We start from the raw sequence: 24106 nt of genomic DNA on the forward strand, positions 1-24106 counted from the left end.
ACGGATGGATCACAGCGGGCACGGCATGACCATGGATCTGCCGCCGTTCACGCTGGGACGGGCACTGGAGTTCTCCCCGGACCTTTTCTTCCTGATCGGCTGTCTGCTGGGACTGGTCCTGTACGGCTGGGGCGTACTGCGGCTCCGGCGGCGCGGCGACAGCTGGCCGGTGGGCCGCACCGTCGCGTTCGTCATCGGCGTACTGACCGTGGCGCTGGTGATGTGCACCAAGCTGAACGACTACGGCATGGTCATGTTCAGCGTGCACATGGTCCAGCACATGATCATCAGCATGGTCTCGCCGATCCTGCTGCTGCTCGGCGCCCCGGTGACGCTGGCGCTGCGCGCGCTGCCGGTCGCGGGGCGCGGCCGCAAGGGTCCGCGCGAGCTGCTGCTTGCTGTGCTGCACAGCCGCTACGTACGGATCGTCACGCACCCCGCCTTCACCATCCCGCTCTTCATCGCGAGCCTGTACGGGCTGTACTTCACACCCCTCTTCGACTTCCTGATGGGGTCCAAGACCGGGCACATCGCGATGATGGTGCACTTCCTCGCGGTCGGGCTGGTGTTCTTCTGGCCGATCATGGGCGTCGACCCGGGGCCGCACCGGCCCGGCTATGTGATGCGGATGCTGGAGCTCTTCGCCGGGATGCCGTTCCACGCGTTCTTCGGGATCGCGCTGATGATGGCGAGCGAGCCGATGGTCAGCGCGTACCGCGATCCCCCGGCCTCGCTCGGCATCGACGCGCTGACCGATCAGAACGCGGCGGGCGGTATCGCCTGGGCGTTCAGCGAGATCCCGTCGGTGCTGGTCCTGCTCGCGCTGGTCTTCCAGTGGTACCGCTCGGAGCAGCGGCAGGCGAAGCGCTCGGACCGGGCCGCCGACCGGGACGGTGACAAGGAACTGGCGGCGTACAACGCCTATCTGGCCTCACTTCAGGCCCGGGGGCAGTAGCGCGAACCCCTGGTCCCGGGCGACGATGGGCGTCATGGCCCCGGCCAGGAGGAGGACGCACATGTCCGGATCCACCAAGACTATGGGTGTGGTGACCGTCGGCGCGCTGGTCGTCGTGACGGGCTACACCGCGGCGCTCGGCAGTAACGGCTGGCTGTGGTTCGGCTGGGTGGTGCTGGCGCTGATCACGATCGGTATGGCGGCCTCGCGCGGGCACTGAGCCGGCGGGCCCGGGGGCCCGGGGGACTTTCAGGGATCCGGGGGGTTTCAGGAACCGGGGGGCTTTCAGGGACCGGGGGGGCAGGGACCGGGGGCTTTCAGGGATCCAGGGCGCGTGCCTCTTTGCGCAACCGACGGGTTGCACTATCGATGGGAGTAGTGCAACCATTGGGTTGCACGTTAGTTCCGATCTGCGGAAGGTTCCCCTCATGTCCACATCCGATGACCGCATCGAGCGGGAGATCACCATCGCGGCGCCCATGGAGCGCGTCTGGGCGGTGCTGACAGAACCGGAGCATGTCGGGCAGTGGTTCGGCCAGGGGCAGCCCGCCCCCATCGACCTGCGGCCCGGCGGCGTCATGCACCTGGACCACGGTCAGTACGGCCAGTTCCCGACGACGATCGTGAAGGTCGATCCGCCGCACTACTTCTCGTACCGCTGGGCGAGCGCGTACCCCGGCCAGGTGGCCGACGAGGGCAACTCGACCCTCGTGGAGTTCACGCTCACCCCGGAGGGCGAGGGAACCAGGCTGCGTGTGGTCGAGACCGGCTTCGCCGATATCGTGATCCCGGAGGACAGGAAGGACGTCGCCTCGAAGGAGAGCCACACGGATGGCTGGACGGAGATGGTCGTCAACATCCGGGATTACGTGGAGCGACTCGACGCATGACGGCAGAGGCCGACCGGGACACCGTGGCGGAGGTCCTGACCGCGCTGGCGGATCCGACCCGGCGCCGGATACTCGACGCCCTCGCCGCGCACGGCGAGGCGACCGCCACGGTCCTGGCCGGAGAACTGCCGGTCAGCCGGCAGGCGATCGTCAAACATCTCGGTGTCCTCGACCGGGCCGGTCTGGTCGCCGCTCACCGGGCGGGCCGCGAGGCGCGCTACGTGGTGCGCCCCGCGCGGCTCAGTGTCACGGCCCGGTGGATGGACCGGGTCGCCTCCGACTGGGACTCCCGGCTCTCGGCGATCAAGCGCCTCGCCGAGGACGATTCCGAGGACGATTCCACGGACAGGGCCCCGGACCGCTCCTAGAAACCTGGAACTGTCCGGGGCCCTGGGGGCCGACGGCCCGTCGGGGGTGCCGTTACGTGGATTCGGCGTCACCTGGCTTCGGGGTCACTTGGCTTCGGGGTCACTTGGTTCGGGGTCACTTGGTTCGGGGTCACTTGGACTCGGTGACACGGAGCGCCGGCTTCCGGCTCACGCTGGGGGTCGCGCCCGCCTGCTTGGTGCCGTCCGTGGAGCCCTTGAGCGAGTTCAGGATGGCCATGCCCTGGCCCACCAGACCCGCCGCCATGTCGTTGACGCCGTCGGTGCCGTTCAGGACGGTGAGGTTCGCACCCGACATGCCCCGGGAAGCCGCGTCGGCCAGCGCCGGCAGGTTCTCCACGATGCGGTTGGCCGCGATGAGTTCCTGGTTGCCGTCCTTCAGGGAAGCCGCGCGGGCGGTGTTCGCGTCGGCCTGGGCCTGGGCGAGCGCACGCTCGCTGTACGCGTTGCCGTCCGCCTCGTACTTCGCCCGGTCCCGGCCCGCTTCCGCGAGCGTCCGCTGCCGGTACGCCTCGGCGTCCGCCGGGCGCCGGACCTCGGCCTCCAGCCGCTGTGCGGCCAGGAGCGCCTGACGCTCCGCCAGCGCCGTCTGCTGCTCGATGGTGTCCTGCGAGGCCTTGGCCTCGGCCAGTGGTCCCGCCTGCGCGGCGCGCGCGTTAACCTGCTCCGTCTCGGCGAGGAAGCCGGCCCGTTTGATCGCGGTGTCCCGTTCGTACTCGGCCTTGAGCGCGGCGGCCTGCTGCTCGCGTTCGGAGGCTTCCTGGTCCGCCTTGGCCTGGGCGATACGCGCCTGGCTCGCGACGGCGGCGGCGTGCGGGGCCGCGAGATTGTTGATATAGCCGGTCGCGTCCTCGATCTCCTGGATCTGGAGGGCGTCCACGACGATGCCGAGCTTCTCCATCTCGCTGTGGCTGCCCTGCTTGACCTCCTGGGCCACCCGGTCGCGCTCGCGGATGATCTGCTCCACGGTCAGTCCGCCGACGATGGAGCGCAGGTGACCGGCGAAGATCCGGCCGACCAGCTCTTCCATGTGCTCCTGTTCGGTCAGGAAGCGCCGGGCCGCGTTGGCGATCGACACCGCGTCGTCGCCGACCTTGAACACGGATACCGCGCGGACCTTGAGCCGGATGCCCTGCTGGGTCACACAGTCCTCGACGATCTCCGCCTCCCGCAGCGCGAGCGACAGCATGCGGGCCTTCTGTTTGATGGGCATGACGAAACTGCCGTGCCCGGTGACGATCCGGAACTGTGTGTCCTGTGCCTGCCGTTTGGAACCGGATATGAGCATCGCCTCGTTGGGCGCGGGAACATGCCAGAACAGCATGGGGTACTCCTGTCGAACTACCTGCTTCCCTGTGTTCAGGAAGGGGTTCAGGTCTGTGTTCAGGAAGGGGCTCAGGACGGAAAGGGCTCCACGATCACCGAGCGCGCCGAGATCGAATCCACGACGATCACCCGGAGGTTTCTGCCGATCGGATGGTCCGCCCAGGCCGCGTAGGCCTCGGATCCGCCCCGTACGGACACCAGCACCTCACCGGGACCGTCGGCCGGGATCGGAACGGTAACCCTGCCGATCGCGCCGACAGGGCTCTGCGCGGAGTCATCTGCCACGGACATACGTCGTTGCTCCACCCGTCTCCCTCGTGGCGGCACGCCGGGCCCCGGCGGACGGGGTCGCTCCACGGTCCACGTGAGCCCGCGTCCGTACGGTCATCGCGTCAGTCGCGATCATGGCGATCACGCTCCTGATCATGGCGACGCTCCTGGAGGGCCGCGCCTCCGACCTCGTCCGTCATCGAGGACGCCCCCGGCAAAGCGGCCGACGGCGGCATACCCTCGATCTCTTCACAGTACTCCGGAGGGGGTCGCGGCAGCATGGCGGGCGCCGGACCGCCCTCGGCTCCTTACGGGCCACGCGGCAACCTTTTCCGCGCGGGCGGCGACCAGGGGACACAGGGACAGACACCCCCCACCCCTCTGGAGGACTCGTGCGGTTCAGAGCCGGCACGTACGCGGCGCGCTCAGGATCCCCGCCGCGACCACCACGCCCACCACGCCCCCTCGTCCGCCGGGGGATGCCGCTGGGCGTGCTCGCGGTGTCCGGCGCGGTCCTCGCCGGGCTGATGACGCCCGCGCCGGGCGTGGCACGGTCCGGTGAGCGAGTGGTGGCGGCCACGGCGCGGCTGGAGCGGCTCGACCGTGGCCTGGTCAGTGTGCACACGGGCAATGACAACCTGGTCAGCTGGCGGTGGCTGGCGACCGACGCGGACAATGTCGCCTTCAACCTCTACCGGGGCTCCGTCAAGGTCAACGCCGAGCCGATCACCACCACGAACTATCCGCACAGGGACGCACCCAACTCCGCGGACTACACGGTGCGCGCGCTCGTGAACGGCGCGGAGCAGCCGGCCTCACCCAGCGCGGTCCAGTTCCGCTCCGGCTATCTCGACGTACCGATCTCCGTCCCGGCGGCAGGACCGGACCACACGTACGAGGCCAACGACGCCTCGGTCGGCGATCTCGACGGGGACGGCGACCTCGATCTCGTCCTGAAGTGGCAGCCCACCAACGCCAAGGACAACTCCCAGTCCGGCGTCACGGGCAACACGATCCTGGACGGCTACACGCTCCAGGGCGAGCGGCTGTGGCGGATCGATCTGGGCCGCAACATCCGCTCCGGCGCGCACTACACGCAGTTCCAGGTCTTCGACTACGACGGCGACGGCCGGGCCGAGGTCGCCATGAAGACCGCCGACGGCACGGTCGACGGCACGGGAAAGGTGATCGGCGACGCCTCGGCCGACTACCGTAATTCCAGCGGGTATGTGCTGGAAGGGCCCGAGTTCCTGACGGTGTTCGACGGGCGGACGGGCGCCGCGCGGAGCACGGTCGACCATGTCCCGCCGCGCGGCTCCGTCGCCTCCTGGGGCGATTCGTACGGCAACCGCGTGGACCGCTTCCTGGCCGGGACCGCCTATCTGGACGGCGCCAACCCCTCCCTGATCATGGCGCGGGGCTACTACACCCGTACGGTGATCTCCGCCTGGGACTTCAACGGCGGTCAGCTCACCCGCAGATGGACGTTCGACACCAACAGCTCCACCAACAGCGGCAAGGGCTATGACGGCCAGGGCAACCACGCCCTCACGGTCGGCGATGTGGACGGCGACGGCAGGGACGAGATCGTGTACGGCTCGATGGCCGTGGACGACAACGGCTCCGGTCTGTGGACGACGCGCAACGGCCACGGCGACGCTGCCCACCTCGGCGATCTCGACCCGTCCCGCCCGGGGCTTGAGTACTTCAAGGTGGACGAGGACACCTCCAAGCCCGCGCTGGCCTGGCAGAACACCGCCTACAACCAGCCGCCGCACCCCAGTTTCCTCATCGGCGACAAGATGCCGACGCCTCCCCGGCCGACCATCACCACCTCGTGAATCCGCGAACTCCGTGAAGCCGCGGTCCACACCGTTCACACCCATCACCCAGCACCTCTCACCCCTCCCCCTCACAAGGAGCGCCCCACCATGACGCGACAACACAGCACGCGCCTCAGCACCGGGAAGCGGCGGGTGATCGCCGGCGGCCTCGGCGCCGCCGCCCTCGTCCTCACCTCGCTCACCTCCGGTCTCACCCTGCCCACCGCCTCGGCCGCCACCTGGCCGTCGTCCAACGGCAGCGAGGCGGTCGGCGCCACCAAGCCCATCAATGGTTCCGTGGACGGCGGTATGAAGCGCTACTACGGCACCGGTGACCTGGGCAGCGACGGCCAGGACGAGGACCAGGGCCCGATCTTCCAGCTCGCCGACGGGGCGACGCTGAAGAACGTCATCATCGGCGCCCCCGCCGCCGACGGTATCCACTGCTCCGGCAGCTGCACACTGCAGAACGTGTGGTGGGAGGATGTCGGCGAGGACGCGGCCACCTTCCGCGGCACCGGCAAGACGTTCACCGTCAACGGCGGCGGCGCCCGCAAGGCCGCGGACAAGATCTTCCAGTTCAACGGCGGCGGCACACTGAACATCTCGAACTTCGCCGGCCAGGATTTCAAGACCTTCGTCCGCTCCTGCGGCAACTGCTCAAGCCAGTACAAGCGCACGATCAATGTGACCAACACGGAGATCACCGCTCCCGGCGGTGTCATCGGCGGCATCAACACCAACTACGGCGACTCGCTGACCCTGCGCGGTATCACCATCGTCGGGGACAGCAGCAAGAAGATCGTGCCGTGCCAGAAGTACATCGGGAACAGCACCGGCGCCGAGCCGACGAAGAACGGCTCCGACGCGGACGGCACGTACTGCAAGTACAGCGCCTCCGACCTCACCTACAGGTGAGCAGTCGCGACTGAGCACTGACGCGTGAGCACTGATATGTGAGCCGTGCGCGCGCCGTGCCCGCCTCCGCCGGTCGTCGGCGGTACGGGCGCGGCGCGCGCCTTCTTACCCGCTGGGTCATCCGGCCACGGGCTCTCCGCTCGCGCTCTCCACTCGCGCGAGGACCGACACACGGCCGGCGGCCCATACCGGGCGTGAGCGGGAAGTACTGTCGGAATCAACCGGGACCGGCGTCGGCACGCATCGACGGAACGGAGGGGCGCTCCGGATGAATACGATCACCAACTGGCTCGGCGGTCTCTCCGGCCCCCTGGTCTATGCCGTGGTCGGCGTGCTCGTCTTCTGCGAGGACGCCCTGTTCTTCGGCTTTGTGCTGCCCGGCGAGACCGCCGCGGTACTGGGCGGGCTGCTGGCCGCCCAGGGCGAGGTGTCGGTGTGGTGGATGGCGGTGGTCGTGGTGCTCGCCGCGATCCTGGGCGACAGCACCGGCTATGCGGTGAGCCGCCACTTCGGCGACCGGATCCTGGCGACCCGGAGCCTGCGCAAGCGCCGGCACCATGTCGAGCGGGCCCGCGAGATGATCCGGGTGCGGGGCGCCTCGGCGGTGTTCTTCGCGCGCTTCATCGCGTTCCTCCGCGCGCTGATGCCGGCGCTGGCGGGGCTCTCGGACATGCCGTACCGACGGTTCCTGCTCTTCAACGCGCTGGGCGGGCTGTGCTGGGGCGTGAGCTGTACGGCGGTCGGCTACTTCGCCGGGGCGGCGTTCACCAGGATCGAGTCACAGCTGGGGCAGATCGCCGGGGCGGTGATCGCGGGGGTGGTGGTGCTCGCGCTGGCAGTGTGGGCGTTTAGGCGACACCGCCGGAGCCGCCCACCGCACCACTGACCGCGCCACGTTCGGCCCGGGTCCTCCGACCTCGACAAGGCGCTCGTGAAGTTCTGCGGGAACGCTTCCCAGCCGTGCGGTACCGAACCACACACCGACAACGAAACCGCGAGGTCAGGGGGGTTCCAGTAGCTCCCCTGCGGCGATCTCGCGCAGCGCCTCCAGGTGCCGGGTGAGGGCGGTGCGGCCCTTGCCGGTGAGGGAGAGCCAGGTTCGCGAGCGCTTGCCGACGAAGCCCTTGCGGACCTTCACGTAGTCGGCCTGCTCCAGCAGCGCGATCTGTTTGGACAGGGCCGAGTCCGTGATCTCGATGGCCTCCCGGAGGGTCTGGAAGTCGGCCTCGTCGACCGACGCGAGCGCGGCGGCGATGGAGAAGCGCACCGGAGCGTGGATGACGGTGTCGAGGGACTTGCGGGGGTGCGTCATCACGTCCTGGCCTCTGGGGTCCGGCCTGCCTTCCGTCCCAGCATGCCGACCAGGAAGAAGGGCACGGCGCAGAGCATCGCCCCAGGCACCCACCACAGCGGTTCGCCGGAGAAGAGGACACTGCCGAGAGTCACGGTCAGGGAGTAGATGCCCGCCCCGCTCGCCGTGATGACCGCGTACCGGTTCCGGTAGTGGCGTGGGAGCACCGGACGCGTCGCGGTGTAGATCACCAGCAGGAAGAACGGGAGCAGCAGGAAGACCGGGAGGGCGTACTCCACGTTCGGCTGGATCAGCAGCCCGTAGACCGCCGTCATGACCAGCATCACGATGCCCAGGAGGAACACCAGGAGATGTCGGCTCCCGCCTCCCTGACGCATCCGCGAAGCCAGGTCGTCAGCGGAAGCGAGGGCGTCCGCGGCTTCGTTCTTGTCCATCGTGGTCCCTTCCTGGCGGTATAGGTCTTGAGGATATGGTCCGGCCGGGCCTACGCGGTCTCACCCTGGTCCCACTTGAAGGTGCGGATGGCGAGAAGGACGGCGACCGCGGCGGTGACGGTGACGACCAGGATCGAGAGCCACGCCGGGTGGGTCGGCTCCCCCTGGGACATCTGAGTGAGCATCAGGTCCGCGAAGAAGGAGGTGGGCAGCAGGCTCAGTACGGTGCGCACGGCATCCGGCATCAGCTCCAGCGGGAAGGCGAGGCCGCTCAGGAAGAGTGCCGCGAGCTGCACGAGCGTCCCCACGTTGGTGGCGGCGTCCGGGGAGGACAGTCGGCCGCCGATCAGGTAGCCGATCCCGCCGAACATGGCCAGGCCGAGCAGGGCGATCCCGAAGAGGGCCGGGAGCCGGCTCGGCTCCACCTTGCCGAGCGCGACCGCCAGGGCGAGCAGGACGACCGCCTGGGCGGTGACCATGAGGACCCTGGCGAACATGTGCGTGAACACCAGCCGTGTCCGGCCGAGGGGGGTGGTGCCGAGCAGCCGGAGGGTGCCCTTGGCGCGCATACCCGCGAGCGGACCGGCGGTGACGGTCAGCGCCGCGCTCGTGACGGCCAGGAAGATCGCCATCGGGATGACGAGCTTGAGGAAGTCCGGGGTGCCCGGCTCCTTCGGCATGAACGAGCCGATACCGAGAAAGATCGCCAGCATGCCGAAGGGGAAGAACAGGGCGAAGTAGAAGTACTTCGGGTCGCGTACGAGTTCGCGCGCGTGCAGCAGCGCCAGTTCACGAGAGGTCGAAGAGATCACGCCGGCACACCTTCCGTCTCGGCGGACTCCTTGCCGGAGACCGCGCCAGGCGCTTCGCCTGATTCTTCCGCTTCCATGCCGTCGCCCGCCGCGTGGAAGGAGACGCCCGTCAGGAGGCGGAAGACCGCTTCCAGGCCGGCCTCCTTGATCTGGATCTGCCGGGCCCCCAGCGGTCCCGCGAGCAGCGCGAACGCCGCGTCCGAGTTCCTGGTCCTGGCCATCACCCGGGTGTCGGCGCCGGCCTCGTGACTCTCCACGTGGGACACCCCCGCCGTGGCGCGCAGGGGCGCCAGGTCGGTGCCCTGCCGGACGGTGAAGTGCACTTCCCGTTCGGGTGCGTGCGCGGCGATCAGGTCTTGGGGCGCTCCACAGGCGGCGACCGAGCCCTTGTGCAGCACGGCGACCCGGTCGCAGAGCATTTCGGCCTCCTCCATGGAGTGTGTCGACAGCAGTACGGTCCCTCCGGTCCCGCGGTGCTCGCGTACCGCGTTCCACAGTTCCTGTCGCGCGTTGGGGTCCATGCCGGTGGACGGCTCGTCGAGTACCAGCAGGCGCGGGCGGGAGATGAGCGCCGTGCCCACGAGCAGGCGCTGGCGCTGGCCGCCGGAAAGCTTCGACACCCGGACGTCGCGCGAGTCCGTCAGGCCCATCCTCGCGATGATGGCGTCGGGGGTGTCGGGGTCCGCGTAGAGAGAGGCCCAGACGCGGAGCAGTTCCGCCACGGTCTGCTGCTCGAACACGGCAGCCTGCTGCGGCTGGATCGCGACGTACCTGCGCACCTCGTCGCGCTGCTCGAAGGGGTCGTACCCAAGGACCCGGACCCGCCCCGCGGTGGGGCGGCGAAGGCCGACCAGGGTCTCGATGGTGGTGGTCTTGCCCGCGCCGTTGGGGCCGAGGAGACCGAAGATCTCGCCCGGCCGCACGGACAGGTTGACGTCATTCATGGCGACGATGTCGCCGTGCGGGCCTTGGTAACGCTTCGTTACGTGCTCCAGCAGGACCGCCACGCTGGGGGGCGGGCTCTGGGAGGGGTCGTGTTCAGCCATTCCGCGTCTGCCTCTCATCGGATGCCGCTGAGGTCTCGCGCCGTCTACGGGTACATCAACTGCATTCCAGACTGGCATTCACTTGCCAAAGTGTCAAGTGCTTGCGAAACGGAGAAGTGCGAGGTTCGGTCACGAGCGTTCGGTCACGGGCTACGGACGGGACTCAGCGCGCCCGCCCGTCGAGGCCAGCACACCGAGCAGGCTCTCCTCCGCCGGCACGAATCCCCAGCGGTTGAGGTCCATGTGCAGGTAGTTCAGCAGCAGGACCGCCCGAGGTACGGGATTGCCATCGGCCGCCGCCGCGTCGAGGGTGCGCACGACCGTCGCGACCTGCTTGTCGACGCTGTCGCGGAGACCGTCGCCGAGATGGCCGGCGTTACCGGTGCCCCGCACCGCTCGGGAGAGCAGCGCGCGCAGCTCCTCCTGGCCCGGAGCCGCCATCCGCAACTGCCGCCCCCACTGGCGCCGGTGTGCGTGCCAGAATTCCGTCCGCGCGTCCTCGGGGAGCGCCGCCCGGACGAGAGTTCTCATGTACGTGACGGCCAACGCCGCCCGGTCGAAGAGCGGTGGGAGAGCGCCGATCCGCTGGTCGTCGTACCAGCCGCAGGACGCCGTGAACAGCTCCTCAGTCCTGGCCACCCCGCGGGAGCCTCCGTACTTGGCGAGTTCCGGCGCGTACAGACAGCAGCGGGCCTGCTTCACCAAGGGCAGCCCCCGCGGTACCGAGCCGGGGACGAGGCGTTCCGCGACGACGGGCTTGCCGAGCGCGTGCAGCAGCCCGACGAGTTCCGGAAGCCGCTCGTGGACGCGGTCGACACCGTCGGTGGAGCAGTGGAGGCGCAGCCGCAGGTGATGGCCGCTCATGTCCCAGTAGCGGGTGAAGAACCAGGCCGAGGCCGCCTCTTCGGCCGCCCGCTCGGCCAGCCAGGGGATCAGCACCCGGGTGGCCTCGTCCATCAGGTCCGGATGACCGGGATAGGCGCGGACGTACCACCAGTCCGTGTCACCGCGCGGACCGGACCGGTCCGCTCGGTCCGCTCGGTCTGCTCGGTCCGCTCGCGCCGCCGGGTCTGCCGGGTGGGCCCGGCCGGCGGGGTCCGGTCGGTTCGCTTGGTCCAGAAGCCGCACGTTCAGTTCTCCTCGGGCCAGGCCAGCAGGGCCACGTGCTCGACGACCCGGGGCCGGCCGAGCGCGTCACGCTGGGGATGCAGGGACCGGTCGGGAAGCGCCTCGACCAACCGGAGGTGACTGGTCTCCGGGCTGAGCCAGTGATGCAGGACGCCCACCGAGAGCGGTGAGGCCAGTGAGACCCACATCGGCTTCCGGTCGGCGCTCATGCCCATCGCGGCGCCGGCGCCGCCGAGTTGATGGACGAAGACCTCCTCCGGAATGCCGTGGGCCTGCCGGAACGCTTCGAGCCGGACCGCGAGAACGGTCTCGTCGACGCCGCCGTCCTCGGAGCGCGGGAGCGCGGAGGCCGGCACGATCCACGAGGAGCGGCGGGTGACGACGCGGCCACCCGGACCTTCGGTGCGGCGGGGCAGCTTCACCACGTCGTCGCCGCAGAGCGGGCGCAGCTCGTGCGCCTTGGTCATCGTGTAGTCCGAGTACGGCGAGCCGTTGACCCACGGGTCGGCGAGGATCGAGAGCAGCCGGACGTAGGACTGGAGCAGATGCTGCGGAATGAGCCCGAGATAGGCCAGGCCAACGGGGTCGCCGGCCATGTCGAACAGGGACAGGGTGTCGCGCTCCGCGTCGTGAGCGAGCACCAGGTCGTCCAGGGTCGCTCCGCCGTCCGCCCCGACCTCGCCCGGCAGCACCAGCGGCGGCAGCAGGCCGCCGCACTCCGACTGCACGGTGTTGCAGTCGCCCCACACCACCAGCTCCCGGCAGCGCACCCCCGCCCAGCAGCGTTCGACGTACGCGGTGAGGCGCCCCCGGAAGCCGTCGCCGAGCAGTTCGCCGAACCGGCTGAACAGCCCGCCGCTGCCCGAACCGTACTGGTTGACCACCAGCCGGTACCGTCCTGCCGCCAGCTCGGTCTGGTCCGCGGCCTCGATCTGGAAGAAGAGTCCGGCGTTCGGCGGGGCGCTGGTGGGCCCGACCGGAAGCCAGGCCCGATCCCCCGGATCGGCCCGGCTCGCCATGTCGGCGTACAGAGCCCGCTCAAGCGGGGGGTTGGAGTCCCTGTCGACGCTGAGCCGCATCAGGAAGCCGAGGGGATCGCGGCAGACGCCGCCGGTGCCGTACTCCGCGACGAAACTCCCCAGCAGGAAGTCATAGAGGTGTGAGCGGAAGAGGTACGGCCGCATCCGCTCGCCCAGCGCCGTCAGGTCCGCCCGGACCTCGGGCACGGTCAGCGGGTCGGGCAGGGCCAGACCGGTCTCGCGGTCCTCGTAGATCAGCCCACTGGGCTTGCGTTCACCGCGGTCGTTGTGTTCGTTCCAGTCACCGGTCAGGTCCCGAAGCTCCACGGCGGTGGCGATCCGGCCGCCCACGTTCCGCCGGCGGGCACCTTCGCCCAGGTCGTGCGCCCGCAGCAGCTCTGCGCGCGCGAGCGGGGAAGCGTCGGCGGCGTTCTCCAGCAGCCCGGCCAGTGCGGGGAACGGGGCCTCACCCTGGCTCCAGGGCGGCACCGGATGCACGAGCCCGGCGTCCAGCATCCGGCGGAACCGGGCGAACGGGCGGGTGCCCCCGAGAGCGGCGAGGAGTTCGGCGTGGCCGATACGGGGCGGAAGGCCGGCCAGCGAGGGCAGAGCGTGGTCGGCCTCGACCGCCCGGTCGTTGCGCCAGACGACGCCTTCGGTGATGAGTACTTCACTGTGCAGCAGTAGCCCGTCGGGCTCGGTGGGGGTTCCCGGACGGACGGGAGCGACGCGGTAGTGCAGCAGCCCGGCCGTCGACTCGTCGCGGGCCAGCCGGCGCAGCGCCAGGTAGGCCATGGTGGCGGACGTACGGCTGCGCGCACGCCCTTGTCCCGTGGCCCCGGCCTCTCCGACGGTGGTCAGTCCGGAGAACGGGCTGGTTTTGACGGCTGCGCGGGCGACGTAGGAGTAGAGCGTCTTGAGCTTCTTCGCCGAGCGGGCCTTGTGGTCGGCGTGCCTGATCCAGTCCGGGGCGGCGATCGCCAGGGATTCGGCGAACCCGAACGCCCCTTCCTCGGGTGCGCCGTTGCGGCTGGTGTCGACGGTCCCGTGCGGCGCGGTGCCCGCTCCGACCGTCCGGTGCAGCGCGCGTACGGCCTGCCTCCGGTCCTCGGCGAGCTGGGCACCGAGCTGCCCGAGCAGCCCCTCGCGTTCCTCGGTCAGCCGCACCCAGTCGTCCAGGAGAGCGGCCTGCCGGGTCGGGAGGAGCGCCGCCAGGCGGCGCCGTATCCCGTCGGCCTCGTCCGCGTTCCAGGGCAGCGGGTCCAGCCGGTTGACGGACCGCTTGGCGCTGAGCACCTTGCGGCGCAGCGGTACGTCGTCGTCGAGCCGCGGGACGAGCGAGAAGAGGACATCGACGAGTGCGGGTGCCACCTCGTTCAACCGCGCCGCGGCCGCCGCGTGTTCGGTGAGCAGCTTGCGGGTGGCCGGGGCGACCAGGTCGAGCGTGTCGGAAGGCAGTCCCGCCACCCGGGTCAGCAGGACGGGCGAGACGAGGAGCGAGGTCATCGGCCCACCACCGAGAGGGCGAGGTCCGCGGTGACGGGCACCGCGTGGAGCATGGCGTAGGCGAGAAAGCAGACGTAGACGACGGCGAAAAGCCCGTAGGTCGTATAGCCGCGACGGGCGCCGGTACTGAGGTTGGCGAGATGCGTGGGGAGTTCTTGGCGCCGGGCTGTGTGGCGCAGCAGCGCGAAGGCACGGCCGCGGGCGTTGGTGAGTCCGGTCGCCGCTTCGAGCGCCGTGTAACCGTCGCTCGGCATCAGCGGATTCAAGTTGATCACCAGCATGAACAACTGCATGCTCAGCAGGAACGCGGCGGTGTCCTTCAGCAGCCCACCGGAGTTGAGGGCGACCGCCCCGGACAGCGCGCAGAACCAGCCGTCGCTGACGATGCCGGCCATGGCGAGCACCACCCGGCCGCCGCGGCCCTTGACCCGGTAGGCGTCCGTACGGTCCACGTAGGCGACCGGCATGAAGTAGAAGAGCAGCGCCACCCCGAGCCCGCGGATCGGCGTGCCCAGCATCTGGGCGACCAGCGCGTGCGCGCTCTCGTGCACCAGCACGTACAGCAGCATGACGCCGGTGGCGATCAGGAAGGCCGGTCCGCTGAGGTCCTTCAGCGCCGGCATCGCGGTGAAGAGGGTGTGGAAGCCGAACGTGTACCCGGCGATCGCGCCGAGCGAGGCGATCAGCACCAGCAGCGAGGCCGGCACGGTCCGCAGCACGGAGGCCACGGGTTCCAGTACGCGGGGCAGCGAGCGGGTGAGGATGATCCGCGGCATCAGCATCGATGTACGGACGCGGCCGCCGCTCCCGGGCTTGTCCGGAAGGTCGGAGCCTTCGAGCAGTCCGCTCTTCTCCAGGGAGGCCAGGAAGGTGTCGATCCGCCGGGAGAGCGTGTCGTCATCGGCCCGCCGGGCACCCGAGGCCCGCCGGGCGCCCGAGAAGCACGCGACGAGATCGTCGCGGGTGCGGGTGCCGTCCAGATAGCTGAGCACCACTTCGCTGGCGCGCGTGATGCGATGGTAGTTCCCTGTGACCGGATCGAAGATCAGCGGCATGTCGTCCATGCCGCGTATGACCTCCAGCTCGTCTCGGAGCTTCGGCGGCGAACTGATCACTGCTGTCTACCTCTCCTGTACTCCTGGGTGCCCGGGGTCAATGGGCCGGCCCATTGACCCCGGGCACCGCCTTGCGGGATGCTGCGCAATCGCGTGAACCACCTGTCCGCGGGGCTGACTTCAGCCCCGCGGACAGGGCGGAGCCGAGTCCGGCGGGACGGTGCTGAACGGTGTCAGCCGACGTGGCACCGCCTGCCGGACCCGGTCACCCGTACGTCGACGCCGTGGTGGCGCTGCTCGCCGAGCTGACCGGGCAGGACGCACACGCCGCGGACGTCGCGGTGGAGAAGGAGCCCAGGGCGTTCCCCTGCGGCAGCTCCTCCACGGACAGGTCGCCGTCCAGGGCGTAGAGGTCGAACAGGTCCTGATCGCTGTGCTGTTCGTTCATGCGGTGTCACCTCTTCTCTGGTTTCTTCGGTTGTGCGGATTCCGCGGGCGTCTTCGACTCCTCGGAAGCCGCTTCCCGCCGCTGGTGACGCGGCGGGAGATCGTCAGCCGACGCAGGAGGCCGTGGTGGCGCTGCTGGCCGAGCTGACCGGGCAGGAGAAGGAGCCGGCCGAAGTGGCGCTGGAGAAGGAGCCCAGGGCGTTGCCCTGCGGCATCTCCTCCACGTAGAGCTCCTCGTCCATCGAGTAGAGGTCGAGGACTTCCTCGGTCGTCAGACCGTTCATCTGGGTGTCCCTTTCTGAGACGTTCCGTGGCCGCGGGACCACGTGAGCGCGATCAGCCGAAGGTGGAGGCGCTGCCGACGCTGGAGGCCGAGGTCGCCGGGCAGGACGCCGTCGACGCGGAGGCGGCGGAGAACCAGCAGCCCAGGGCGTTGCCCTGCGGCAGCTCCTCGATGGAGAGTTCGCCGTCCAGCGCGTACAGGTCGAACGTGTCGTCGTTGATGTTCACGGGTGGACTTCCTCACTTCGGATGGTGCGTGGGATGTGGGGAGTGGAAACCGGCACGTCGTCGGACGCCGAGGGCGCCCGTGTGCCGGTCAGGTGTAGCTGGAAAAGGAGGTGAAGGAGGAGGCGGTGGTCGCCGGGCAGGACGCCGAGCTGGCCGATCCCGCGGTGGAGACCGACGCGAGGGCGTTGCCGTCCGCGAGCGACTCCATCTCCAGCGAGCCCTCAAGGATTTCCTCGATTACGTACAACTCCAGTTCAGGCATGGGGAGCTTCCTCTCGTACGATCCCGTCAGGGATCAGCCCTGACAGTTGGCGGTCATGATGCTTCCGGCGCTGCTGACCGGGCAGCTGGCCGTGGTCGCGCTGGAGGCGGTGCTGAAGGTGCCCAGCGCCACGCCCTCGGGGATCTGCTCGACGAACATGTCCTCGTCGCCCAGATCGATGGTGTGCAGGTCCAGTTCCCACGCGTTGGCGTCGGTCATCGGATTCCTTTCTTCGGTTGTGTTCGTGCTCGGTTCACCGGTGGCTGGTCGGCCCCGGAGTCTTGGGGGGCGGCAGCACGGGTGCGCCGCCCAGGGCGAGGGCGAAGAGCTGGTGCCGGCTCGCTCCGTCACTGCGCAGCGGCTGCCGGACGGAGGCGGGGATGAAGCCCGCGAAGACGCTGCCGACGAGACCGACGGCCACGGCGTCGAGCCACATCGTGTACGCGGCGGCCCCGGCGCGGCTCATCAGCGTCCGGTAGCCGTGCGCGCCGTGAACCGCGCTCGCCCGGTCGAGATCGGCGGCGAGGGAGATGATGGCGGCGGAGTCGCAGAACTCCCGCTGGATCGTGAGGCCGTGCAGGGCCTCCCCCTCCGGCAGCGGCGCCACCTTGACGTAGGACCGCTCCCCCGTCCCCCCGCCGGTGCTGCTCCCGGTGTCGAGGCTGTACATCCCGGGCTCAAGTCCGCCGAGGCGGAAGGCGACGACATTGATCCGGAGCGGCACCTGGTCCTGCTCGTCCGGCCAGGACGTGATGTCCGCGGCGATACCGCGCGCGGCCACGTCGGCGACGAGAGAGGCGTCGACGGGATCCGGGCTGAAGAACCGCGTTGAACGGCGCTGCTCCAGCACCGTGAGCAGCGGGGACCTCTCCCGCTCCCGTGAGGCGAACCGGACGGGCGGGCCCAGGGCCACGAGAGGCCGGGCCGCGGGCAGTTCCCGGCCGGGCGGGGTCCCGGCCCCGGTGGCTGTCCCGCCGGCTTCCCCGGTGGCGGGGGCGGGATCCCGGAAGGCGGCGAGGAGTTCCGCGACGAGGTCCTGCGCGCTGCTCATGTGGCTTCTCCCAAGTCGATGACCGCGGTGACCGGTTCCATGTCGGGGTTGATTCCGAGGCCGGCCGCGATGGCGTCGTCGTCCCACCGCGGCCGCAGAGCGAAGCGGATGCCAAGGGTCTGGGCGGCCTCCCGCGCGGTGGCCTGGGCGCAGCCGCTGTCCAGCAGGACGATCCGCAGCGCGAAGGCGGAGTACTTGCGGGCGACCTTGGGGAAGTCGCCGGTCAGTACGAGAGTCAGCGGCCGGTCGCCGGTTACGGCGTCGGTGCGCGAGGACAGCAGGGCGAGCCGGTGTTCGGCCGCGACGTAGCCGTAGATGCCCGATGCCAGGCCGGGTACGTCGCGGACGACGGCGTACGCGGTCACCGAGCCGATGTTGCCGCCGCTGGCCGTCCACCTGGCGACCTTGTCGGGGGCGTCGGCCTTGATCCCCGCGGTGACGGAGAGCAGCAGCGCGAGTGTGTCGGGACCGGGCTGCGCGGCGGGCCACCGCCTGCCCAGCCGGGTGTGCTCCGGTGGCAGGAGTTCGACCGCGCCGGCCACCGGCCACGTCCTCGACAGGCGCTGCAAGGCCAGGTTGGACGGTTTGTAGTGCATCTGGTGAGCCTTGAGGTCGGCGAACTCCTTCGGTGGCATGGCCACAGAAGCCTCGAAGCGGGTCGCGGGCGCGGCGTGTTCGGCGGTCGGACCTTCGGCGACCGAGCAGCGCGGACAGCCGGGCCGGGTCGCCGCCGCCGTGTCCCGCTGGCTGAGCGTTTCGAGATTCACCAGCCGCCAGCGCATGGGCAAGGGCGTGGGTGTTGTACGCGAGACCGCCGCGAACAGGTCGCGCACGAACAGCGCGACGGCGAGGGCGAGGTCGCCTTCGGCGCTCGCCCGGTGCGGTTCCCGGCCCCCGTCGGTCTCGGTGCCGGCTCGGGCGTCGTCATCGGCGTCGTGGGCGGTCAGGCAGTCCAGGCACGGTGTCGTCCGCGGGTCGACCAGCGGGCCCAGTGCGGCACGTCGGCCCCGCACCCGTAGCCGCAGCAGCGGGATGCCCTTCTCCCAGCAGTGCTCGGCGAGGGCGCTCACGCCGGTCCCGGCGCCGTCCGACCCGGTGTCTGCGGCGTCGGCCCACACCACCAGCGTCACCCGCTCGCTCGGGGTGGCGCCCGCGCCCAGGGCGACCGGAATGGAGCCGGTGAGTTCGTCCCGTAGCAACGCCGCGAGCGCCGGGGCTCCGAAGATCTCGACCCGGGCGGTACGGAGCCTGGTGGCGGCCTGCTCCCAGCAGGCGTTGGCCTCGGTGGCGCTGCCCACCCGCGACAGGAAGTCGGCGAGGCGGCCGTCGATCCCCTGCGCGAGCGCCGCTTCCGCTTCGGCCGGCGGACCGTCCTCGACGACGCCGCAGGTCCAGAGCAGGGACAGCGCCTTGAAGATCACGTCCTCGGGGCGGCCCAGCTCGGCGGCGATCCCGGCATGGGTGCGCTCACCGTCGAGCAGGGCCAGCAGTGCCGGCAGCAGATCCGTGGCGGAGCTGCCGCGGAACAGCTGCTTCTTCGGCGGACCCGTCACCACCACCTGGTCCGCCTCGGTACTGACCACGAGGCCACGGCGCAGCCGCGGACGCCGCGGGACCCGTAGCTGCGGGTCGAATCGTGCGGCGGACCCGATGGTTTCCGCTGTGATGGACCGGTCACTCACGATGTCCGCCCTTCGTCGATCGAGGCGAGCCGACGCCACAGGGCGTCGCTCGTGGCAGGGGTGCGACAGCGCTCGCAGCGGTTCACCGCCACCACCGGAGCCCTGTTCGTGGCGCCGCTGATCTGGTCGAACTTCCTTACGGTGGCGCCGACCGCCCCCTTGCCGTCCGGCTCCCTGAGGGCCTCGTCGACGGCCTGCCGGGCGAAGGCGGTGGCAACGCCGACGTGGTGGAGGGGGTAGCCCGTCGGGTGACGGTCCCCGGTGCCCGCCGTGCCGTGCTCGGCGCGCCGGTGCTGGTCGCGGCGGCGTACGTAGCACCGCCGGCAGGCCGTCCGGCCGGGGACCACCACGGGGCCGCACACCACCTCGGTGGCGGTGGAGTGCACCCCGAACCAGGGGATGCCCCAGTCGAAGGCCGCCCGGTCCGCCGCCTCGTAGACACGGGGGCGGTCGTACGAGGTGCTCAGCACGATCAGGTCGGAGCGCGGCCACAGACTCGGGTGGGTGCCCTCGTCGATCTCCATCAGGGTGACGTCGTGGTTCCGCTCCCGGGAGCCGTCCCTCAGACGCCGGGCGACGTCCTTGCCGAAGGGGCCGGAGGCGAGTACGAGCAGGTGACGATTCATGACCGACCTCACGCGAAGGGCTGCGGGTTGGGATTGACGCCGGCTTCGTCGCTCACCGGGTGCCCCATGGCGCGGGGAGCGTCGTAGAGCCGGCGATGGCCGAGATAGCGGGCCCGGTGAGCGAAGGAGAGCGGCATGAGCTGCGGCACCATGACCCGTACGACGGTCGCGCCCACCTGCCGGGCCTCGTCGGTGGTGAGGTCCACGACCACCACCTCGCAGCCGGCCTTGGACAGCCGCTCCAGCAGCCACGGCAGCTCCGCCGCGTCCGCCGGGGGGCGGGCGAGGCCGGAGAGGGAGCGCACGGGGCGGTCGCCCTCCAACAGGAAATCGAACCGGTCGCGTTGGCCGCGCTTGCCCGCGAGCAGCGCGCCGCCGATCACGCTCACCGTGTCCTCCGGATCCTCCGGACCCGAGTGCCGACCGGCGTGGGAGCGCAGTGCGATACGCAGCGAGGCGGCCTCGCGGTGCAGCTTGGCGATCGCCTTGGCGGGGTCCGTGTCGCAGGTGGCGACGACCAGTTGGGCGAGATCACGGTCGTGGTCGGCGAGTTGCACGCCGTAGACGACGGGGATGCCGAGGTCGGTCGTGGCGTCGAAGAGCAGGGTGCGGATGCTCTCGCAGGACGCGCGTTCCACGTACGCCCGGTATTCGGCCGGCAGTTCGTCGAGCGTGAACTCCAGGCGCGGCAGTCGCAGCCGCTGGAGCCAGGTGAGCGCGATGGAGTCCCGTTCGACCACCTCCAGCAGGCCGTTGGCGATCGCGGCGAGCGGGTCCGAGTGGGTGGCGCAGCCCGTGGAGACGGGGTGTACGTGCCGTTCCGCGGCGGACTCGGGTGAGCACTTCAGATAGACCTGGACGGCGGGGACGTACACCTTGCGGCCGCGGGCGAAGGACCAGCCCTCGACCCAGCGCAGCGGCATCCGCGGATCGGTGGGCACCAAGCCGCAGCGGGGATCGGAGAGTTCGGCCTCCGAGAGGTTCGGCCACTCCCATGGCGGGATCGCGTCCGCACCCAGTTCGGCGGCGGTCGCCCAGATCATGTCCTGCGGTGACCAGGCGCAGGAGGAGTACCGCTCCAGCGATTCCGCCGCCGCGAGATGCGCCGCCGTCTCGCGGTCCAGTGCCCCGCCGGCGCCGTCGAAGTTGCCCGAGGAGGCGTCGTGTGTCCATTCGGACTGCGTGGCGAGCACTGCCCCCGGATTCCCCAATGAGCCCGTGTAGACCGGGAAGTCGGGCTCCCCCTCGGTCACGGGCAGCCAAGTGAGCCTGGACACGAGCCCGTACGGCGACACCAGCTTTCCCATCGCGCGCAGCGATGCGGGCACCGCGGCGCCGTGAGGGGTCGCTTTAAGCGTCCTCATTCCCAAGCCTCCTTAATGGCAAATGATCTGACCGCGTGCCGCCTCGCCTGCCGGCCGATCCAAGGTTGTTGAAACGACAAAGAATTAGCCTTCGGCGAAGGCCGAATTCTGCTTCTCGTGAAGGACGACCGCCGCCGACCACCGCTGCCTACGGGTCACTGGCGAGTTGGCAGAAGAAGTGTTTGACTCCGTGTGCGGTAGCGCGGGTCGGGTTCGTGAGCGGTTGACGACAGTTCCACCTATCTACACGCGGTGGACCGGCCGGAGCGCTGTTCGCAGACACAATAAAAGCGTGAACGGGGATGAACAGCGTGAATGAAGGGATCGAGGAAGGCTTCGCGCGATACGTCATCGGCGCCCGACCAGCGCTGCGACGTAACGCCTTCTTACTGGTGGGGGACTGGCACGCGGCCGATGATCTTGTGCAGCAGACACTGATCACCCTCTACCGCCGATGGGAGCATCTGGACCAGCACGACAAGCTGTCCGGCTACACGCGCACCGTGATGGTGCGCCTCTTTCTGAGCGACCGCCGAAACCATCGCTGGACACGCGAACGGCTGGTGGACTCGACACCGGAGCCGGAGCCGACACCGGCGGAAGCGGCACGGATCGAGGACCGGATCGTGCTGCTCGACGCTCTCGCCACCCTCTCGGCCAAGCAGCGGAGCCTTGTCTACCTGCGCTACTGGGAGGACTTGAGTGTCGAGGAGTCCGCACGGATCATGAACTGCTCCTCGTCGACTGTCCGCAGCTCCAGCTCACGGGCCCTGCGGATTCTCCGGGAGCGGCTCGGTGACCTCACGGACAGACAGGAAAGCCCCCTGTCCGGTCACTGAGGTGAGCGCGCGCGGTCCGTATCCTCCGTATCCGACGAACGGGCGGCGGACAGCCGATGAACGTCCGCCGCCTGTTCGTTGCCGCGCGGGCCACCTGTCAGCGGGTGGCCCGTGGCTCGGGGGCCGTACTCCTCCCGGGCCACGGAGCGAACGGGCGCGCTTGCGGAGCGCGCGCAGGAGAGGTAGACATTCGGGGAACGCTACCGACTGCACAGATGCGCTTCTCGCGGCAGGCGGCCGAACCGAGTCCGGTGATCAAGGAATGGACAGCCATGATGCACCTCGCTTCTGCCTTCCCGCACCGCTGGATTGATGTATGAGTGACTCTCAGGGAGATGAGTTTCCGGCTGCTGACCAGGATGATGCCACCGCCACAGCACTCCGCGGGGCTCTCGGTTCGCTTTTCGGGTCAATGCCCGGTCCGGCGCCCGGATTGAGCGATGAGGAACTTCTCGCCGAGATTCGCCGAGCCGCGAAATCAAACACATGTACTGCGGCGACCGAATCCGCCAGAGCTGACTCCTCCGCATGCGACGGATCCGCGGATGCGGAGCCTCCGCGGTAATTCCTGAGTCGCCACTCCCGTCACCGCGCACCCAGCGGTGTCCGAGCACCCAGCGGTGTCCGAACAGCTCAGGGCATTACTCCGCCGACGGCGAGCGGTGCCGGTTCGCCGTGATCATAGTCCATCGTCAGGCGGATGTTGACGTCGCCGTACGGCAGGCCCTCGGCAGTGGTGGCGATACCGTCGCCGTCCCTGTGCGCGCTTGTGTCGGGACAGTGGACGACTTGTGCCGGAACAGCGGACGAAAGGAAGAGTGATTGTGCCTTCCAGCCGAGGAGAGAAAACAAGCATGGACACATCAATGAGGACCACACTGGGGGAGCAGCTCATGCTGCTGTCGTTGGACGACGACACGGGTGCCGCGAAGGAGTCCGAACACGTCGGCTGGGCGATCGCCGGGGCCTCGCTGGTCGAACTGGCACTGGCGGGCCGGATTGAGGTCGCCGATGACAAGGTGACCGTCCTCGACCCCGCACAACTGGGCGACCCGACGCTCGATGCGGCGCTCGCCGACATCGCGGGCCAGCAGAAGCCGGGCAGGACGAAGGACTGGATCAAGCGCCTCAAGAAGGACGGGGTCGACGGAGCGCGCCAGGGCCTACTGCGCAAGGGGCTGATCCGGGAGGAGACGAAGAAGGTGCTCGGCCTCTTCCCGGTACGCCGCTATCCGGAGTCCGACGGGTCGGTGGAGGAGGCGCTGCGGCAGCGGCTCGACGCCGTCGTCATGGGCGGCGCGGAGCCGGACGAGCGTACGGCGACTCTGGTGGCGCTGCTGCACGGCGCGAAGCTGGACCGGCTGGCATTTCCCGAGGGGGACAAGGCCACGGTCAAGGCGAACATGGAGGCCATCGCGCACGGTGGGTGGGTGGGACCCGCGGTGCGTCAGGCCGTGAAGGCGGCGGAGGACGCGGTTACCGTGATGGTGACGATGACGGTGGTCATGACGCCCGGGGGCAGCTGACAGTACCGAGTTACCGCGGCGGTGGCTCGCGCCCCCGCGCCCCGCGCACGCCCGCCGTCACCCGCGCCGGCCTGCCCCGCCCTTCTCCGAACCACTGGGGGTGTCCCGAAATCAGGTGACGGGACGGTCAGTCGTTGGGGGAAGGGTCGGTACGGGGCCGGAGAACGGCCGCGAGCGGCGCGGGTGTTAGTTTCCTTCCCGTGTTAAAACACCAGGACGAGACCAGGGCGGCCTACGACGGGGTCGTCGAGCTGTACGCATCGATGTTCGCCAATCGGTTGGAGACGCAGCCGTTCGCGCGGAACATGATCGGCACCTTCGCCGAGCTGGTGCGAGGGACGGGGAACCCGCGGGCAGCCGACGTCGGGTGCGGGCCCGGACATCTGACGGCCATGCTCTACGACTTGGGGCTGGACGCCTTCGGGCTCGACCTCTCCCCGGTCATGGTCGAGCACGCCCGGCGGGCCCATCCGGCGCTGCGGTTCGACGAAGCGCGAATGGAGGCCCTGCCGGTCGAGGACGGCGCGCTCGGAGGAGTGCTGGCCCACTACTCGATGATCCATACCCCGCCTGGGGAATTGCCCGCGCTGCTGGCCGAGCAGGTGCGTGTCCTGGCACCAGGAGGCCTGCTCCTGGTGTCGTTCTTCGGGACCGAGGGACCGGAGCCGGTCCGCTTCGACCACAAGGTGACGCCCGCCTATAGCTGGCCGGTTGACCGGTTCGCCGAGTTGCTGGCAGGGGCCGGGCTCGTCACGGTCGCTCGGCTGCTCCACGACCCGGCCTCCGAGCGGGGCTTCCTCGACGCCCACTTGCTGGCCCGCCGCCCCTAGGTCCTGTCTTCAAAGTAGCGCCGTCCGCCCGGAGGGTGGGCTCGGAGGCGTCCGGTGCGTGCGATCGCAAGGCGGAGGGTCACCCCAGT

28 protein-coding genes are annotated in these 24106 nt (G+C 69.8%); 10 read left to right on the forward strand and 18 right to left on the reverse strand.

Annotated elements, in window-relative coordinates; genetic code table 11:
* Positions 1 to 4: 4 nt before the first annotated feature.
* The 4 genes from ACFRMN_RS07095 to ACFRMN_RS07110 all read left to right on the forward strand — a co-directional run bounded on the left by ACFRMN_RS07095 (position 5) and on the right by ACFRMN_RS07110 (position 2213).
* Complete coding sequence (locus tag ACFRMN_RS07095) at positions 5 to 955, forward strand: cytochrome c oxidase assembly protein (RefSeq protein ID WP_383014452.1); 951 nt, start codon at positions 5 to 7, stop codon at positions 953 to 955.
* A 61-nt stretch (positions 956 to 1016) separates the two neighbouring features.
* On the forward strand, positions 1017 to 1175 hold the full coding sequence (locus tag ACFRMN_RS07100; protein ID WP_030349777.1) for a hypothetical protein: 159 nt from the start codon (positions 1017 to 1019) through the stop codon (positions 1173 to 1175).
* 208 nt (positions 1176 to 1383) lie between these two features.
* Positions 1384 to 1845 carry an SRPBCC family protein gene (locus ACFRMN_RS07105; protein WP_383014455.1) on the forward strand — a complete coding sequence of 154 codons (462 nt, stop codon included), beginning with the start codon at positions 1384 to 1386 and terminating at the stop codon, positions 1843 to 1845.
* The gene (locus ACFRMN_RS07110) at positions 1842 to 2213 is read left to right on the forward strand and encodes an ArsR/SmtB family transcription factor (RefSeq protein WP_383014458.1); all 372 of its coding nucleotides are present in this window, start codon (positions 1842 to 1844) and stop codon (positions 2211 to 2213) included. Before ACFRMN_RS07105 ends, ACFRMN_RS07110 begins: the two co-directional genes overlap by 4 nt.
* 130 nt (positions 2214 to 2343) lie before the next feature.
* Here ACFRMN_RS07110 and ACFRMN_RS07115 read toward each other — a convergent pair whose 3' ends face one another.
* Together ACFRMN_RS07115 and ACFRMN_RS07120 are read right to left on the reverse strand one after the other, a co-directional pair.
* Complete coding sequence (locus ACFRMN_RS07115) at positions 2344 to 3555, reverse strand: SPFH domain-containing protein (RefSeq protein ID WP_383014461.1); 1212 nt, start codon at positions 3553 to 3555, stop codon at positions 2344 to 2346.
* A gap of 71 nt (positions 3556 to 3626) precedes the next feature.
* Positions 3627 to 3848 (reverse strand): hypothetical protein, encoded by a 222-nt coding sequence (locus ACFRMN_RS07120; RefSeq protein WP_240045635.1) that lies wholly within the window; start codon positions 3846 to 3848, stop codon positions 3627 to 3629.
* Between the two features lie 458 nt (positions 3849 to 4306).
* On the opposite strand from ACFRMN_RS07120, the gene ACFRMN_RS07125 reads away from it, so the two are divergent.
* The 3 genes from ACFRMN_RS07125 (at position 4307) to ACFRMN_RS07135 (ending at position 7454) form a co-directional block, all read left to right on the forward strand.
* Positions 4307 to 5668 carry a hypothetical protein gene (locus ACFRMN_RS07125; RefSeq protein WP_383014569.1) on the forward strand — a complete coding sequence of 454 codons (1362 nt, stop codon included), beginning with the start codon at positions 4307 to 4309 and terminating at the stop codon, positions 5666 to 5668.
* A 90-nt stretch (positions 5669 to 5758) separates the two neighbouring features.
* Positions 5759 to 6568, forward strand: coding sequence for a pectate lyase (locus tag ACFRMN_RS07130; protein WP_383014464.1), 810 nt, complete (start codon positions 5759 to 5761; stop codon positions 6566 to 6568).
* Between the two features lie 268 nt (positions 6569 to 6836).
* Positions 6837 to 7454 (forward strand): DedA family protein, encoded by a 618-nt coding sequence (locus tag ACFRMN_RS07135; protein ID WP_383014467.1) that lies wholly within the window; start codon positions 6837 to 6839, stop codon positions 7452 to 7454.
* A gap of 114 nt (positions 7455 to 7568) precedes the next feature.
* Here ACFRMN_RS07135 and ACFRMN_RS07140 read toward each other — a convergent pair whose 3' ends face one another.
* The 16 genes from ACFRMN_RS07140 to ACFRMN_RS07215 all read right to left on the reverse strand — a co-directional run bounded on the left by ACFRMN_RS07140 (position 7569) and on the right by ACFRMN_RS07215 (position 20822).
* Positions 7569 to 7880, reverse strand: a complete 312-nt coding sequence (locus ACFRMN_RS07140; RefSeq protein WP_383014470.1) for a winged helix-turn-helix domain-containing protein — start codon at positions 7878 to 7880, stop codon at positions 7569 to 7571.
* Entirely contained in the window at positions 7880 to 8314 is a 435-nt protein-coding gene (locus ACFRMN_RS07145) for a hypothetical protein (RefSeq protein WP_383014473.1), read from the reverse strand. The genes ACFRMN_RS07140 and ACFRMN_RS07145 overlap by 1 nt, the downstream gene beginning before the upstream one ends.
* A gap of 50 nt (positions 8315 to 8364) precedes the next feature.
* Complete coding sequence (locus ACFRMN_RS07150; protein WP_383014476.1) at positions 8365 to 9126, reverse strand: ABC transporter permease; 762 nt, start codon at positions 9124 to 9126, stop codon at positions 8365 to 8367.
* Positions 9123 to 10172 (reverse strand): ABC transporter ATP-binding protein, encoded by a 1050-nt coding sequence (locus ACFRMN_RS07155; protein ID WP_383014479.1) that lies wholly within the window; start codon positions 10170 to 10172, stop codon positions 9123 to 9125. Before ACFRMN_RS07155 ends, ACFRMN_RS07150 begins: the two co-directional genes overlap by 4 nt.
* Positions 10173 to 10322: 150 nt before the next feature.
* The gene (locus ACFRMN_RS07160) at positions 10323 to 11300 is read right to left on the reverse strand and encodes a thiopeptide-type bacteriocin biosynthesis protein (protein ID WP_383014481.1); all 978 of its coding nucleotides are present in this window, start codon (positions 11298 to 11300) and stop codon (positions 10323 to 10325) included.
* 2 nt (positions 11301 to 11302) lie between these two features.
* Entirely contained in the window at positions 11303 to 13825 is a 2523-nt protein-coding gene (locus tag ACFRMN_RS07165; protein WP_383014485.1) for a hypothetical protein, read from the reverse strand.
* Complete coding sequence (locus ACFRMN_RS07170; RefSeq protein WP_383014488.1) at positions 13822 to 14940, reverse strand: hypothetical protein; 1119 nt, start codon at positions 14938 to 14940, stop codon at positions 13822 to 13824. The genes ACFRMN_RS07165 and ACFRMN_RS07170 overlap by 4 nt, the downstream gene beginning before the upstream one ends.
* Before the next feature lie 205 nt (positions 14941 to 15145).
* The gene (locus ACFRMN_RS07175; protein ID WP_383014491.1) at positions 15146 to 15328 is read right to left on the reverse strand and encodes a thiocillin family RiPP; all 183 of its coding nucleotides are present in this window, start codon (positions 15326 to 15328) and stop codon (positions 15146 to 15148) included.
* Positions 15329 to 15431: 103 nt separating this feature from the next.
* A complete protein-coding gene (locus ACFRMN_RS07180; protein WP_383014493.1) occupies positions 15432 to 15611 on the reverse strand; it encodes a thiocillin family RiPP in 180 nt (59 codons plus the stop codon).
* A 52-nt stretch (positions 15612 to 15663) separates the two neighbouring features.
* Positions 15664 to 15837, reverse strand: a complete 174-nt coding sequence (locus ACFRMN_RS07185; RefSeq protein ID WP_383014495.1) for a thiocillin family RiPP — start codon at positions 15835 to 15837, stop codon at positions 15664 to 15666.
* 88 nt (positions 15838 to 15925) lie between these two features.
* A complete protein-coding gene (locus ACFRMN_RS07190) occupies positions 15926 to 16099 on the reverse strand; it encodes a thiocillin family RiPP (RefSeq protein WP_383014497.1) in 174 nt (57 codons plus the stop codon).
* 33 nt (positions 16100 to 16132) lie between these two features.
* A complete protein-coding gene (locus ACFRMN_RS07195) occupies positions 16133 to 16318 on the reverse strand; it encodes a thiocillin family RiPP (RefSeq protein WP_383014499.1) in 186 nt (61 codons plus the stop codon).
* Between the two features lie 34 nt (positions 16319 to 16352).
* Complete coding sequence (locus ACFRMN_RS07200) at positions 16353 to 17150, reverse strand: hypothetical protein (protein WP_383014502.1); 798 nt, start codon at positions 17148 to 17150, stop codon at positions 16353 to 16355.
* Complete coding sequence (locus ACFRMN_RS07205) at positions 17147 to 18832, reverse strand: TOMM precursor leader peptide-binding protein (RefSeq protein ID WP_383014505.1); 1686 nt, start codon at positions 18830 to 18832, stop codon at positions 17147 to 17149. The genes ACFRMN_RS07200 and ACFRMN_RS07205 overlap by 4 nt, the downstream gene beginning before the upstream one ends.
* On the reverse strand, positions 18829 to 19458 hold the full coding sequence (locus ACFRMN_RS07210; RefSeq protein ID WP_383014508.1) for a TOMM precursor leader peptide-binding protein: 630 nt from the start codon (positions 19456 to 19458) through the stop codon (positions 18829 to 18831). Before ACFRMN_RS07210 ends, ACFRMN_RS07205 begins: the two co-directional genes overlap by 4 nt.
* 8 nt (positions 19459 to 19466) lie before the next feature.
* A complete protein-coding gene (locus ACFRMN_RS07215; RefSeq protein WP_383014511.1) occupies positions 19467 to 20822 on the reverse strand; it encodes a YcaO-like family protein in 1356 nt (451 codons plus the stop codon).
* Positions 20823 to 21124: 302 nt separating this feature from the next.
* On the opposite strand from ACFRMN_RS07215, the gene ACFRMN_RS07220 reads away from it, so the two are divergent.
* The 3 genes from ACFRMN_RS07220 to ACFRMN_RS07230 all read left to right on the forward strand — a co-directional run bounded on the left by ACFRMN_RS07220 (position 21125) and on the right by ACFRMN_RS07230 (position 24017).
* Positions 21125 to 21661, forward strand: coding sequence for a SigE family RNA polymerase sigma factor (locus ACFRMN_RS07220; protein ID WP_383014514.1), 537 nt, complete (start codon positions 21125 to 21127; stop codon positions 21659 to 21661).
* An 854-nt stretch (positions 21662 to 22515) separates the two neighbouring features.
* The gene (locus ACFRMN_RS07225) at positions 22516 to 23187 is read left to right on the forward strand and encodes a GPP34 family phosphoprotein (protein WP_383014517.1); all 672 of its coding nucleotides are present in this window, start codon (positions 22516 to 22518) and stop codon (positions 23185 to 23187) included.
* A 200-nt stretch (positions 23188 to 23387) separates the two neighbouring features.
* The gene (locus ACFRMN_RS07230; RefSeq protein ID WP_383014520.1) at positions 23388 to 24017 is read left to right on the forward strand and encodes a class I SAM-dependent methyltransferase; all 630 of its coding nucleotides are present in this window, start codon (positions 23388 to 23390) and stop codon (positions 24015 to 24017) included.
* Positions 24018 to 24106 lie beyond the last annotated feature (89 nt).

Origin of the sequence: Streptomyces sp. NPDC056835 (assembly GCF_042789485.1) — a bacterium.
In the GTDB taxonomy this organism is placed as follows: domain Bacteria; phylum Actinomycetota; class Actinomycetes; order Streptomycetales; family Streptomycetaceae; genus Streptomyces.

Excerpts from the sequence above, each read along its gene's own strand:
- ACFRMN_RS07095 (WP_383014452.1), top strand. The coding sequence starts at position 5 with ATGGATCACAGCGGGCACGGCATGACCATGGATCTGCCGCCGTTCACG.
- ACFRMN_RS07100 (WP_030349777.1), top strand. The coding sequence starts at position 1,017 with ATGTCCGGATCCACCAAGACTATGGGTGTGGTGACCGTCGGCGCGCTG.
- ACFRMN_RS07105 (WP_383014455.1), top strand. The coding sequence starts at position 1,384 with ATGTCCACATCCGATGACCGCATCGAGCGGGAGATCACCATCGCGGCG.
- ACFRMN_RS07110 (WP_383014458.1), top strand. The coding sequence starts at position 1,842 with ATGACGGCAGAGGCCGACCGGGACACCGTGGCGGAGGTCCTGACCGCG.
- ACFRMN_RS07115 (WP_383014461.1), bottom strand. The coding sequence starts at position 3,555 with ATGCTGTTCTGGCATGTTCCCGCGCCCAACGAGGCGATGCTCATATCC.
- ACFRMN_RS07120 (WP_240045635.1), bottom strand. The coding sequence starts at position 3,848 with ATGTCCGTGGCAGATGACTCCGCGCAGAGCCCTGTCGGCGCGATCGGC.
- ACFRMN_RS07125 (WP_383014569.1), top strand. The coding sequence starts at position 4,307 with ATGCCGCTGGGCGTGCTCGCGGTGTCCGGCGCGGTCCTCGCCGGGCTG.
- ACFRMN_RS07130 (WP_383014464.1), top strand. The coding sequence starts at position 5,759 with ATGACGCGACAACACAGCACGCGCCTCAGCACCGGGAAGCGGCGGGTG.
- ACFRMN_RS07135 (WP_383014467.1), top strand. The coding sequence starts at position 6,837 with ATGAATACGATCACCAACTGGCTCGGCGGTCTCTCCGGCCCCCTGGTC.
- ACFRMN_RS07140 (WP_383014470.1), bottom strand. The coding sequence starts at position 7,880 with ATGACGCACCCCCGCAAGTCCCTCGACACCGTCATCCACGCTCCGGTG.
- ACFRMN_RS07145 (WP_383014473.1), bottom strand. The coding sequence starts at position 8,314 with ATGGACAAGAACGAAGCCGCGGACGCCCTCGCTTCCGCTGACGACCTG.
- ACFRMN_RS07155 (WP_383014479.1), bottom strand. The coding sequence starts at position 10,172 with ATGGCTGAACACGACCCCTCCCAGAGCCCGCCCCCCAGCGTGGCGGTC.
- ACFRMN_RS07165 (WP_383014485.1), bottom strand. The coding sequence starts at position 13,825 with ATGACCTCGCTCCTCGTCTCGCCCGTCCTGCTGACCCGGGTGGCGGGA.
- ACFRMN_RS07175 (WP_383014491.1), bottom strand. The coding sequence starts at position 15,328 with ATGAACGAACAGCACAGCGATCAGGACCTGTTCGACCTCTACGCCCTG.
- ACFRMN_RS07180 (WP_383014493.1), bottom strand. The coding sequence starts at position 15,611 with ATGAACGGTCTGACGACCGAGGAAGTCCTCGACCTCTACTCGATGGAC.
- ACFRMN_RS07190 (WP_383014497.1), bottom strand. The coding sequence starts at position 16,099 with ATGCCTGAACTGGAGTTGTACGTAATCGAGGAAATCCTTGAGGGCTCG.
- ACFRMN_RS07195 (WP_383014499.1), bottom strand. The coding sequence starts at position 16,318 with ATGACCGACGCCAACGCGTGGGAACTGGACCTGCACACCATCGATCTG.
- ACFRMN_RS07200 (WP_383014502.1), bottom strand. The coding sequence starts at position 17,150 with ATGAGCAGCGCGCAGGACCTCGTCGCGGAACTCCTCGCCGCCTTCCGG.
- ACFRMN_RS07210 (WP_383014508.1), bottom strand. The coding sequence starts at position 19,458 with ATGAATCGTCACCTGCTCGTACTCGCCTCCGGCCCCTTCGGCAAGGAC.
- ACFRMN_RS07215 (WP_383014511.1), bottom strand. The coding sequence starts at position 20,822 with ATGAGGACGCTTAAAGCGACCCCTCACGGCGCCGCGGTGCCCGCATCG.
- ACFRMN_RS07220 (WP_383014514.1), top strand. The coding sequence starts at position 21,125 with ATGAACAGCGTGAATGAAGGGATCGAGGAAGGCTTCGCGCGATACGTC.
- ACFRMN_RS07225 (WP_383014517.1), top strand. The coding sequence starts at position 22,516 with ATGGACACATCAATGAGGACCACACTGGGGGAGCAGCTCATGCTGCTG.